This is a genomic window from Enterobacter cloacae complex sp. ECL352, from assembly GCF_020149545.1.
GTDB lineage: Bacteria > Pseudomonadota > Gammaproteobacteria > Enterobacterales > Enterobacteriaceae > Enterobacter > Enterobacter asburiae_B.
On sequence record NZ_CP083709.1, the window covers coordinates 2,584,594 to 2,597,139 of the forward strand.

General features: G+C 57.2%; 10 protein-coding genes. 7 read left to right on the forward strand and 3 right to left on the reverse strand.

Going from position 1 to position 12,546, the window contains the following annotated elements; genetic code table 11:
* Positions 1-105 precede the first annotated feature (105 nt).
* The 5 genes from metH (at position 106) to rluF (ending at position 7,170) form a co-directional block, all read left to right on the forward strand.
* Positions 106-3,789: a methionine synthase gene (metH, locus tag LBF07_RS12580; protein WP_033144373.1), complete on the forward strand. Its 3,684-nt coding sequence runs from the start codon at positions 106-108 to the stop codon at positions 3,787-3,789.
* Positions 3,790-3,905: 116 nt separating this feature from the next.
* Entirely contained in the window at positions 3,906-5,537 is a 1,632-nt protein-coding gene (locus LBF07_RS12585) for a Na/Pi cotransporter family protein (RefSeq protein WP_039264168.1), read from the forward strand.
* A 95-nt stretch (positions 5,538-5,632) separates the two neighbouring features.
* On the forward strand, positions 5,633-5,926 hold the full coding sequence (locus LBF07_RS12590) for a type II toxin-antitoxin system CcdA family antitoxin (protein WP_094935071.1): 294 nt from the start codon (positions 5,633-5,635) through the stop codon (positions 5,924-5,926).
* Positions 5,926-6,243, forward strand: a complete 318-nt coding sequence (locus LBF07_RS12595; RefSeq protein ID WP_048977782.1) for a CcdB family protein — start codon at positions 5,926-5,928, stop codon at positions 6,241-6,243. Before LBF07_RS12590 ends, LBF07_RS12595 begins: the two co-directional genes overlap by 1 nt.
* A gap of 54 nt (positions 6,244-6,297) precedes the next feature.
* The gene (gene rluF / locus LBF07_RS12600) at positions 6,298-7,170 is read left to right on the forward strand and encodes a 23S rRNA pseudouridine(2604) synthase RluF (RefSeq protein ID WP_023309993.1); all 873 of its coding nucleotides are present in this window, start codon (positions 6,298-6,300) and stop codon (positions 7,168-7,170) included.
* Here rluF and LBF07_RS12605 read toward each other — a convergent pair whose 3' ends face one another.
* The 3 genes from LBF07_RS12605 to lysC form a co-directional block, all read right to left on the reverse strand.
* Positions 7,171-7,443 (reverse strand): DUF3811 domain-containing protein, encoded by a 273-nt coding sequence (locus LBF07_RS12605; RefSeq protein WP_094935070.1) that lies wholly within the window; start codon positions 7,441-7,443, stop codon positions 7,171-7,173.
* Between the two features lie 50 nt (positions 7,444-7,493).
* On the reverse strand, positions 7,494-8,438 hold the full coding sequence (gene panS, locus LBF07_RS12610) for a ketopantoate/pantoate/pantothenate transporter PanS (protein WP_048977786.1): 945 nt from the start codon (positions 8,436-8,438) through the stop codon (positions 7,494-7,496).
* Positions 8,439-8,531: 93 nt separating this feature from the next.
* Positions 8,532-9,881, reverse strand: coding sequence for a lysine-sensitive aspartokinase 3 (lysC, locus tag LBF07_RS12615; RefSeq protein WP_023309996.1), 1,350 nt, complete (start codon positions 9,879-9,881; stop codon positions 8,532-8,534).
* A gap of 374 nt (positions 9,882-10,255) precedes the next feature.
* On the opposite strand from lysC, the gene pgi reads away from it, so the two are divergent.
* The gene (pgi, locus tag LBF07_RS12620) at positions 10,256-11,905 is read left to right on the forward strand and encodes a glucose-6-phosphate isomerase (RefSeq protein WP_048977787.1); all 1,650 of its coding nucleotides are present in this window, start codon (positions 10,256-10,258) and stop codon (positions 11,903-11,905) included.
* 367 nt (positions 11,906-12,272) lie between these two features.
* A complete protein-coding gene (yjbE, locus tag LBF07_RS12625; protein ID WP_008503423.1) occupies positions 12,273-12,515 on the forward strand; it encodes an exopolysaccharide production protein YjbE in 243 nt (80 codons plus the stop codon).
* Positions 12,516-12,546 lie beyond the last annotated feature (31 nt).

Genomic DNA, 12,546 nt, shown 5'->3' on the forward strand with positions numbered 1-12,546 from the left:
GGTGAACATGTCTCATGTTACCGCTGTGCGGCTTTTCCACCCTGCGAGATTGTGCCAGTATGGAACGCAGCCTTATGGCCTTGTTGAGCGTTGTCGGGAGCAAGTGTGAGCAGCAAAGTAGAGCAACTGCGTGCGCAGTTAAATGAACGAATTCTGGTGCTGGACGGCGGCATGGGCACCATGATCCAGGGGTATCGTCTGAGTGAAGATGATTTCCGCGGCGAACGCTTTGCCGACTGGCCCTGCGACCTGAAAGGGAACAACGACCTGCTGGTGCTCAGCAAGCCGTCCGTTATTAAGGATATCCACAACGCCTACTTCGAAGCGGGTGCGGATATCGTTGAAACCAACACCTTTAACTCGACAACTATCGCCATGGCGGATTACCAGATGGAATCCCTGTCGGCGGAAATCAACCTGGAAGCCGCGAAGCTGGCGCGCGCCTGCGCCGACGAGTGGACGGCCCGCACGCCGGACAAGCCTCGCTACGTTGCCGGGGTGCTTGGCCCGACGAACCGCACCGCGTCGATTTCACCGGACGTCAACGACCCGGCGTTTCGTAATATCACCTTCGATCAGCTGGTCGCGGCCTACCGTGAATCGACCAAAGCGCTGGTGGAAGGCGGTTCCGATCTGATCCTGATTGAAACCGTATTCGATACCCTCAATGCCAAAGCCGCGATTTACGCGGTGAAAGAGGAGTTTGAAGCGCTCGGCGTTGACCTGCCAATCATGATTTCCGGCACCATCACCGACGCCTCCGGCCGTACCCTGTCCGGCCAGACAACCGAAGCGTTTTATAACTCCCTGCGCCACGCCGAAGCGCTCTCCTTTGGCCTGAACTGCGCGCTGGGGCCGGATGAACTGCGCCAGTACGTGCAGGAGCTTTCCCGTATCGCGGAATGCTACGTCACCGCCCACCCGAACGCCGGTCTGCCAAACGCGTTTGGTGAATACGATCTCGATGCCGACACCATGGCGGCGCAAATCCGCGAGTGGGCCGAGTCTGGCTTCCTGAACATCGTCGGCGGCTGCTGCGGCACCACGCCGGAGCATATCGCGGCCATGAGCAACGCCGTGGCCGGTCTGCCGCCGCGCAAGCTGCCCGAGCTTCCGGTTGCCTGTCGTCTGTCCGGCCTGGAGCCGTTGACCATCGGCGACGACAGCCTGTTTGTGAACGTGGGTGAGCGTACTAACGTCACCGGTTCCGCAAAGTTCAAACGCCTGATTAAAGAAGAGAAGTACAGCGAAGCGCTGGACGTTGCCCGCCAGCAGGTAGAAAGCGGCGCGCAGATTATCGATATCAACATGGATGAGGGGATGCTCGACGCCGAAGCGGCGATGGTGCGTTTCCTCAACCTGATTGCCGGTGAGCCGGACATTGCCCGCGTGCCGATCATGATCGACTCCTCCAAGTGGGAAGTCATCGAAAAAGGGCTGAAGTGCATCCAGGGTAAAGGCATCGTCAACTCTATCTCGATGAAAGAAGGCGTTGATATCTTTATCCACCACGCGAAGATGGTCCGCCGCTACGGTGCCGCCGTGGTGGTCATGGCCTTTGACGAAGTGGGCCAGGCCGATACCCGCGAGCGCAAAATTGAGATATGCCGCCGCGCGTACAAGATTTTGACCGAAGAGGTGGGCTTCCCGCCGGAAGACATTATCTTTGACCCGAATATCTTCGCCGTTGCGACCGGGATTGAAGAGCACAACAACTACGCCCAGGACTTTATCGGCGCATGTGAAGACATCAAGCGAGAGCTGCCGCATGCGCTGATCTCCGGCGGCGTATCGAACGTGTCGTTCTCGTTCCGCGGCAACGACCCGGTGCGCGAAGCGATCCACGCCGTGTTCCTCTACTACGCCATCCGCAACGGCATGGACATGGGGATCGTTAACGCCGGCCAGCTGGCGATTTACGACGACCTTCCCGCCGAGCTGCGCGACGCCGTCGAGGACGTGATCCTTAACCGCCGCGACGACGCCACCGAGCGCATGCTGGACCTGGCGGAGAAATACCGCGGCAGCAAATCGGATGAGGCGGCAAACGTTCAGCAGGCCGAGTGGCGTTCGTGGGACGTGAAAAAGCGCCTGGAATACTCGCTGGTCAAAGGCATCACCGAATTTATCGAGCTCGATACCGAAGAGGCGCGCCAGCAGGCAGCCCGCCCGATTGAGGTGATCGAAGGTCCCCTGATGGACGGCATGAACGTGGTCGGCGATCTGTTCGGTGAGGGCAAAATGTTCCTGCCGCAGGTGGTGAAATCCGCCCGCGTGATGAAGCAGGCAGTGGCCTATCTGGAGCCCTACATCGAAGCCAGCAAAGAGAAAGGCTCCAGCAACGGCAAGATGGTTATCGCCACCGTGAAGGGCGACGTGCACGACATCGGCAAGAACATCGTTGGCGTAGTGCTGCAGTGTAATAACTACGAGATTATCGACCTCGGCGTGATGGTCCCGGCGGACAAAATTCTCAAGACCGCGCGCGAAGTGAACGCCGACCTGATTGGCCTCTCCGGGCTGATTACGCCGTCGCTGGACGAAATGGTCAACGTGGCAAAAGAGATGGAGCGACAGGGCTTCACCATTCCGCTATTGATTGGCGGGGCGACCACCTCAAAAGCGCATACGGCGGTGAAAATCGAGCAGAACTACAGCGGCCCGACGGTCTACGTGCAGAACGCCTCGCGCACCGTGGGCGTGGTCTCCGCGCTGCTCTCCGACACCCAGCGCGACGATTTTGTGGCGCGCACCCGCAAAGAGTACGAAACCGTTCGCATCCAGCACGGCCGTAAGAAGCCGCGCACCCCGCCTGTTTCGCTTCAGGCGGCGCGCGACAACGATCTGGCCTTCGACTGGTCCAGCTACACGCCGCCGGTCGCGCACCGCCTGGGCGTGCAGGACGTAACGGCCAGCATCGAGACGCTGCGCAACTACATCGACTGGACGCCGTTCTTTATGACCTGGTCGCTGGCGGGCAAATATCCGCGCATCCTGGAAGACGAGGTGGTTGGCGAGGAGGCGAAGCGCCTGTTTAAAGATGCCAATGATATGCTCGACACGCTGAGCGCAGAGAAAAGCCTCAACCCGCGCGGCGTGGTGGGCCTGTTCCCGGCGAACCGCGTGGGCGACGACATCGAAATCTATCGCGATGAAACCCGCACCCACGTGCTGGCGGTCAGCCGCCATCTGCGCCAGCAAACCGAGAAAGTGGGCTTTGCCAACTACTGCCTGGCCGATTTTGTCGCGCCGAAGCTGAGTGGTAAAGCCGACTATATCGGCGCCTTTGCGGTGACCGGCGGTCTGGAGGAAGACGCGCTGGCGGACGCGTTCGAAGCGCAGCACGATGATTACAATAAAATCATGGTGAAAGCGATTGCCGACCGCCTGGCGGAAGCCTTCGCCGAGTACCTCCACGAGCGCGTGCGTAAGGTGCACTGGGGCTACGCGGCGAATGAAAACCTCAGCAATGAGGATCTGATCCGCGAAAATTACCAGGGGATTCGCCCGGCGCCGGGATACCCGGCCTGTCCGGAACACACCGAAAAAGGCACCATCTGGAAGCTGCTGGACGTGGAAGCCCATACCGGCATGAAGCTCACCGAGTCGTTCGCCATGTGGCCAGGCGCGTCCGTTTCCGGCTGGTACTTCAGCCATCCGGACAGCAAGTACTTTGCCGTGGCGCAGCTGCAGCGGGATCAGATTGAAGATTACGCCCTGCGCAAAGGCATGAGCGTGTCTGAAGTGGAGCGCTGGCTGGCGCCTAATCTCGGCTACGACGCCGACTAAAATCACTTTTCCTTACAACAAACAGGGCGCTCATTGGGCGCCCTGTCTCTTTCTTACGTTTAAACCCTTATACTGAACCTATGGAAAACGAATAACGATAAGGAGGAAAACCTTCCGTGCTGACCCTGTTACACCTGCTCTCTGCAGTCGCCCTGCTCGTATGGGGCACCCATATCGTCCGTACCGGCGTGATGCGCGTATTTGGCGCGCGCTTGCGTACCGTTCTCAGCAGCAGCGTTGAGAAGAAGCCGCTCGCCTTCTGCGCGGGCATTGGCGTAACGGCACTGGTGCAGAGCAGTAACGCCACGACCCTGCTTGTCACCTCCTTTGTGGCGCAGGATCTGGTGGCGCTGGCCCCGGCGCTGGTGATTGTGCTGGGTGCGGATGTAGGTACCGCGCTGATGGCGCGTGTTCTGACCTTCGATCTCTCCTGGCTGTCGCCGCTGCTGATTTTTCTCGGCGTCATCTTCTTCCTCGGCCGCAAACAGACGCGCGCCGGGCAGCTCGGGCGCGTAGGAATTGGCCTCGGGCTGATCCTGCTGGCGCTGGAGCTGATTGTGCAGGCGGTCACGCCAATCACCGAGGCCAATGGCGTTCAGGTCATCTTCGCCTCCCTGACCGGGGACATCATGCTGGACGCGCTCATTGGCGCGGTGTTTGCTATCGTCAGCTACTCCAGCCTGGCGGCGGTCCTGCTGACGGCCACGCTTACCGCCGCAGGGGCGATCTCTTTCCCGGTAGCGCTGTGTCTGGTGATCGGGGCTAACCTCGGCTCCGGCCTGCTGGCGATGCTTAACAACAGCGCGGCCAATGCCGCCGCCCGCCGCGTGGCGCTGGGCAGCCTGCTGTTTAAGCTGGTGGGCAGCCTGATTATCCTGCCCTTTATCCACCCGCTGGCGAACCTGATGGACAATCTCCCGCTGCCGAAGGCGGAGCTGGTGATCTACTTCCACGTCTTCTACAACCTGGTGCGCTGCCTGGCGATGGTGCCGTTTGCCGCGCCGATGGCCCGCTTCTGCGAACGCCTCATTCAGGACGAACCGGAGCTGGATGCGCGCCTGAAGCCGAAGCACCTGGATACGTCCGCGCTGGATACCCCGGCGCTGGCGCTGGCGAATGCCGCGCGCGAGACGCTGCGCATGGGCGACGCAATGGAAACCATGCTCGAAGGCCTGCAAAAGGTGATGCACGGCGAGCCGCGTGAAGAGAAAGAACTGCGCAGACTGGCGGACGATATCAACGTGCTCTATACCGCCATTAAGCTTTACCTGGCGCGTATGCCGCAGGACGAGCTGGCGGAAGAGGAGTCCCGCCGCTGGGCGGAAATCATCGAGATGTCGCTTAACCTTGAGCAGGCCTCGGATATCGTGGAGCGTATGGGCAGCGAGATCGCCGACAAATCCCTTGCCGCGCGTCGTGCGTTTTCAGGTGAAGGCCTGAAGGAGCTGGAAGCGCTGCACGAACAGCTGGTCAGCAACCTCAAGCTGGCGATGCTGGTCTTCTTCTCCAGCGACGTGCCGAGCGCGCGCCGCCTGCGCCGCAACAAACATCGTTTCCGCATTCTGAACCGCCGCTATTCGCACGCCCACGTTGAGCGTCTGCACCAGCAGAACGTGCAGAGTATCGAGACCAGCTCCCTGCATCTGGGGCTGCTGGGGGATATGAAGCGTCTCAACTCGTTGTTCTGCGCGGTGGCGTACAGCGTGATGGAACAGCCGGATGAAGACGACGAGCGGGATGAGTATTAATCTCTGAAAGCGCCTCGCAAAATCGTTTTGCGGGGCGTGACACTTTATAAAGCGCCATTTACTCTTCAGACCTTACATTTTGAAGGGAATAGAAAATGCTCGTTTATTACGCTACACTTCGCCAATTCATGCGCATTCCGATGGGGGTTTTCATGCGCGCTACTCAAGGCATCAAAAAATCAGTCAATGTGTCGTTAGCACCAGAAATCCTTGAAGAGGCGCGTCGGCTTAAACTTAATCTCTCTGCTGTACTCACGGCTGCGCTGCAGGAGCAGTTTCGAGCGCATCAGCGCGCAGAGTGGTTAGCAGAAAATAAAGCTGCTATCGAGGCCATTAACCAGTGGGTTGATGAAAACGGCTCCTTTAGTGATTCTCAGAGATCGTTCTGATGGAGCAATATTTTGCTTATGAGAATGAAGGTAAGGGGAAAACTGCCTATCCCTGGCTAATCAATATGCAGCATCCCGTGGCCAATGTGATGAAGCATGTCCTGGTCGCCCCAGCAGTTGAGCTTAGCCACCTGGGAGGCATTCAGCCGCCTGCGAAAGTGTGCCCTGTCGTTGAGATAGCGGGTAAGCCCTGCGTGGTTATGATGCACATGATGGCTGGCATATCGCCAAAAGAGTTAGGTGAGCGTGTTGCCGATCTTACACAAAACCGGTCTTCATTGCGGGATGCACTCGATTTTTTGATCAACGGTTACTAACACTTTTTTGTCAGCCGCAAGGTAAGGTATATTTCGCCCTTCACAGGAGAAACTATGCTGCCAACTCAATCAACCCGATTAAACAAATACATTAGCGAGAGCGGGATCTGCTCACGTCGCGAGGCTGACCGTTACATTGAACAAGGTAACGTGTTTCTTAACGGCAAACGCGCCACCATCGGCGACCAGGTGGTCCCTGGCGATGTGGTTAAAGTGAATGGTCAGGTCATCGAACCGCGTGATGCTGAAGACCTGGTGTTTATCGCGTTGAACAAACCGGTTGGGATTGTCAGCACCACGGAAGACGGTGAGCGGGACAACATCGTTGATTTCGTGAACCACAGCAGCCGTATCTTCCCGATTGGCCGTCTGGATAAAGACTCTCAGGGGCTGATTTTCCTCACCAACCACGGCGATCTGGTCAACAAAATTCTGCGTGCCGGTAACGACCACGAGAAAGAGTACATTGTGACGGTGAATAAGCCGGTCACGGACGAATTTATTCGCGGCATGGGCGCGGGCGTGCCGATCCTCGGTACCGTCACGAAAAAGTGTAAGGTGAAGAAAGAAGCGCCGTTCGCGTTCCGCATTACGCTGGTGCAGGGCTTAAACCGCCAGATCCGCCGTATGTGCGAGCACTTCGGTTATGAAGTGACGAAGCTGGAACGCACGCGCATCATGAACGTCAGCCTGTCCGGTATCCCGCTGGGCGAGTGGCGCGATTTAACGGATGACGAGCTGATTGAACTCTTCAAGCTTATCGAGAATTCCTCGTCCGAAGCGAAGCCGAAGGCCAAAGCCAAACCGAAAACCCAGGCGATTAAGCGCCCGGTGGTGAAGGCGCCGCAGGCGGAAGATAAGGGGCGAGGCAAGCCGGGGAATGGAAAACGCTTTACCCAGCCGGGGCGCAAAAAGAAAGGGCGCTGATTAGCGCCTTCCACGGGTAGACGTTGTGGCCGACCAGGAAAAGGTCGCCTCTGCATCGGGTTTATAAGCCTGCTCTTTTTTCAGCTTGCGGGCTTTTTTCGCCGCGGCGTCACGCTGCGCCATCAGCTTATCGATGTACTCTTTTTTCACCTGATTGGTTTCGGCGTTCGTCAGCGTGCGGCCATGTGCGATACGGGCGCGGTCGAGAAGCGTTTTCAGTTCGCGCAGCTCGGCTTCCGTCATGTCTTTCTGGGTCAAACGTGGTGTAGCCATTGCTGAAGCCTCCTGATAGAGAGGCTTCAGTGTAAAGCAAGCCGCGTAAATTAACCCTGCTTCACCGCATCTTTTTTCGTTTGTTCATCAATCGGTTTGCCGGACCAGTAGCCCGCCAGCAGCGAGCCGGAGAGGTTATGCCAGACGGAGAACAGCGCGCCAGGCAGGGCCGCCAGCGGGGAGAAGTAAATTTTACCGAGCGCCGCCGCCAGGCCGGAGTTCTGCATGCCTACCTCGATTGCCAGCGTGCGGCAGGTCGATTCGTCAAAACCGAACAGCTTCCCGCCCCAGTAGCCGCCCAGCAGGCCAATCGTGTTATGCAGCACCACGGCGATAATCACGACAAAGCCCACGGAGGCAATGTGCGATGCGGAACCCGCCACCACGGCGCTGATGATTGCCAGAATGCAGACCATCGAAAACGCGGGCAGGTACGGCTCAACGGCCTTCACCACGCGCGGGAAAAGATGGTGAATGACCAGCCCCAGCGCAATCGGGATCACCACAATCTGCAGAATGCTGAGCAGCATGCCCATCACGTCCACCTGAATATGCGCGTCCACGTACAGACGGGTTAACAGCGGCGTGGCAACGACGCCAACCAGCGTCGAAACGGACGAGATCGTGACGGAGAGCGCCACGTCGCCTTTCGCCAGGTAGATCATGACGTTGGACGCCGTGCCGCTGGCCACGCTGCCTACCAGCACCATCCCGGCGGAGAGATCGGGCGGCATCTTAAAGGCCATCGCCAGCAGCCACGCCGCAAGCGGCATCACCAGGTAGTGCAGGAAGATCCCTGCCGCGACGGGCGCAGGGCGAGACAGCACGCGTTTAAAGTCGTCGACTTTCAGATGCACGCCCATACCGAACATGATCAGCATCAGCAGCGTGGCGACCCACGGACCAATGCCCGTGAACGTGGCGGGGGTGTAATACGCGAGTACGGAGAGCAGCAGCGCCCATAACGGGAACAGCCGCGTAACGGCGGATAACATAGTGGATTCCTTGCAGTATTGTCGTGTTGTTTAGTTATGAAAAAGCCGGGTCTGTGCCCGGCTTATAGGTATTGTTTATCGTGCTAACGAATTTTATTCAAACAAATTCTGATGAAGTTTCTGCACGACCTGCTCGGCCTGATCGGCAGGTACCAGGAAGCAGAGGTTGTAGCTGGATGCGCCGTAGCAAATCATGCGGATGCTGAACGGGTCGAGCACGCCGAACACCTCTTTACCCACGCCGCAGGCGCGCGACAGCTTGTTGCCGATGATGGCAACCAGCGCCAGGTCTTCTTCTACTTCCACGCGGCACAGCTCAGACAGCTCAATCAGCAGCGACTGCGTCAGCAGCGTGTCGCCGGTGGAGGTAGAGCCTGTGGTGTCCAGCGTAAGCGCAATGCTCACTTCAGAGGTGGTGATCAGATCCACCGAGATATTGTGGCGCGCCAGAATGCCAAACACTTCCGCCAGGAAACCGCGTGAATGCAGCATATTGTGGCTGTGGAGCGTCACCAGCGTCTGGCGACGGCGCAGGGCCAGGGCGCGGAACAGAGGTGGGTTTTCCGTTTTTTTGCAGACCAGCGTCCCGCCCGCTTTCGGATCTTTGCTGGAGCCGACGAAGACCGGAATATCGCTGCGTACGGCCGGCAGCAGCGTTGCCGGGTGCAGCACTTTCGCACCGAAGGTGGCCATTTCAGCCGCTTCTTCAAAGGCGATCACATCAATACGTTTAGCCGCAGAAACGACGCGCGGGTCGGTGGTGTAAATGCCCGGAACGTCCGTCCAGATATCCACGCGCGTTGCATGCAGGGCTTCGCCCAGCAGCGCGGCGGTGTAGTCGCTGCCGCCGCGGCCAAGCGTGGTGGTGCGGCCTTTCGCTTCACTGCCGATAAAGCCCTGGGTGATCACGATACCGTCTGCCAGGCGTGGTGCCAGCTGCTGATTGGTCAGCTCCGCCAGCGCCTCAACGTCCGGCTCGGCGCGGCCAAAGCGATCGCTGGTACGCATCACTTTACGCACGTCAAACCACTGCGCCTGAACGTTACGCTCGCGCATGATTTCAACAAACAGCAGGGTGGACATCAGCTCACCGTGGCTGACCAGTTCGTCGGTCAGGGCGGTGGAGGTAGCCAGAGACGCCGCTTCTGCCAGAGTGGTGATATTTTCCAGCAGACGTTCCACTTCCTCGCGGATGACGTTCGGGTTCTGCAGACGCTCAAGAATGTCGAACTGAATTTTGCGCAGTGCATCCAGCTTCACGAAACGTTCTGTCGCTTCCAGTCCTTCAGACAGAGAAACCAGCAGGTTCGTCACGCCGGCGGAGGCAGACAGCACCACCAGGCGGGTATTCGGATCGGCCAGCACCACATCGGCGCTGCGGTTCATGGCATCGTAATCGGCCACACTGGTGCCGCCAAATTTGGCGACCACAAAACTCGTCATAACAACCTCGTGTCAGGGAATGAATAAGCGACCTTGGCACAAGAGTGAAACGAAAACAGGTGCAGGCGCAAAATACGGCCCTATAAATAAAATGCGGGGGAGGTCCTGTCAATGCTGGGATTATGCGGATTTTTTATGGGGGGGTACCCCTGAGAAACAGGACTTATAACAGCGCCAGATTTTATGCTCCGTTTTAGGGCTTTTTGACCGACATTTCGCCGCCCCGGGAGGGCGCTTCAGCAGCTATACTTTTCGGGTCTTTTCACCTGTGTTTGATGCAGGCCAGGGCAATGGCATAAAAACCATCACAATTTTTATTTGCAGGCGCTACAATCGACCGCAGTCACAATTCTCAAATCAGAAGAGTATTGCTAATGAAAAACATCAACCCAACGCAGACCGCTGCCTGGCAGGCACTCCAGAAACATTTTGATGAAATGAAAGACGTCACCATCGCGGACCTGTTCGCGAAGGATGCCGATCGTTTCTCTAAGTTCTCCGCGACCTTCGACGACCTGATGCTGGTGGATTTCTCCAAAAACCGCATTACCGAAGAGACGCTGGCAAAACTGCAGGATCTGGCGAAAGAAACTGAGCTTGCCGACGCCATCAAATCCATGTTCTCCGGCGAGAAGATCAACCGTACCGAAGACCGTGCCGTGCTGCACGTGGCCCTGCGTAACCGTAGCAATACGCCAATCATCGTTGACGGCAAAGACGTCATGCCGGAAGTGAACGCGGTGCTGGAAAAGATGAAAACCTTCTCCGAAGCGATCATCTCCGGTAGCTGGAAAGGCTACACCGGCAAAGCGATCACCGACGTGGTGAACATCGGTATCGGCGGTTCTGACCTCGGCCCGTTCATGGTGACCGAAGCGCTGCGCCCGTATAAAAACCACCTCAATATGCACTTTGTGTCTAACGTCGATGGTACCCACATCGCCGAAGTGCTGAAGAACGTGAACCCGGAAACCACCCTGTTCCTGGTTGCGTCCAAAACCTTCACCACTCAGGAAACCATGACCAATGCCCACAGCGCGCGCGACTGGTTCCTGAAAACCGCAGGCGACAACAAGCACGTGGCGAAACACTTCGCGGCGCTGTCTACCAACGGTAAAGCGGTCAGCGAGTTCGGCATTGATACCGCGAACATGTTCGAGTTCTGGGACTGGGTCGGCGGCCGCTACTCCCTGTGGTCTGCGATCGGTCTGTCCATCATCCTGTCCGTGGGCTTCGACAACTTCGTCGAGCTGCTCTCCGGCGCGCACGCGATGGACAAACACTTCTCCACCACCGCACCAGAGAAAAACCTGCCGGTGCTGCTGGCGCTGATCGGTATCTGGTACAACAACTTCTTCGGCGCTGAAACCGAAGCGATTCTGCCATACGACCAGTACATGCACCGCTTTGCTGCTTACTTCCAGCAGGGCAACATGGAATCCAACGGTAAGTACGTTGACCGTAACGGCAACGCGGTGGATTACCAGACTGGCCCAATCATCTGGGGCGAGCCGGGCACCAACGGCCAGCATGCTTTCTACCAGCTGATCCACCAGGGCACCAAAATGGTACCGTGCGATTTCATCGCCCCGGCTATCACCCATAACCCGCTGTCCGACCACCATCCGAAGCTGCTGTCGAACTTCTTTGCGCAGACCGAAGCGCTGGCGTTCGGTAAATCCCGCGAAGTGGTTGAACAAGAATACCGTGACCAGGGTAAAGATCCGGCAACCCTGGACCACGTTGTGCCGTTCAAAGTGTTCGAAGGCAACCGCCCAACCAACTCCATCCTGCTGCGCGAAATCACGCCGTTCAGCCTGGGCGCGCTGATTGCCCTGTACGAGCACAAGATCTTCACGCAGGGCGCCATCCTGAACATCTTCACCTTTGACCAGTGGGGCGTTGAGCTGGGCAAACAGCTGGCAAACCGTATTCTGCCAGAGCTGGGTGACGATAAAGCAATTGCCAGCCATGACAGCTCGACAAATGGTTTGATCAACCGTTATAAAGCCTGGCGTGCGTAATTAAAACGTCATGAAAACGTGCCGGCTTAATGCCGGCATTTTTTTATCGGATAATTCCTGATGTCTGTTAGTTAACTCAAATTCTGAATCTGAGTTTAATCCGAAAAAGACGCTTAACCCGTTAATTGCTGCGGTTTATTTTAAGAAAATACGTAGTGGTTAATTAATATGGATATATTATAACTTATTGATTTTTATCTATTATATATTTATGTTATTTGCCTTTCATTTCCATTTTAACCATTAGTCCGAAAACTCCATCCCTATTTCGCCTTACGGCAAACCCACGGCAGTAGTTGTGTATACTCGATTCCGCCTGAAATTCTTTTCGGGCAAATCTCCATTCATTCATTGAAGGGAAATTGTTATGAAGAAAGTACTGTATGGCATTTTTGCCATATCTGCGCTTGCGGCGACATCTGTCTATGCAGCTCCGGTTCAGGTCGGGGAAGCGGCAGGTTCGGCAGCGACGTCTGCGTCTGCGGGAAGTTCTACCGCAGCCAGCGCCAGCACCGTAAGTTCAGCCGTGGGTGTCGCGCTGGCGGCAACCGGTGGCGGTGATGGCTCCAATACCGGAACCACGACCACCACGACAACCAGCACCCAGTAATAGCGGGTGTTTTAATCATAACCACACTTCG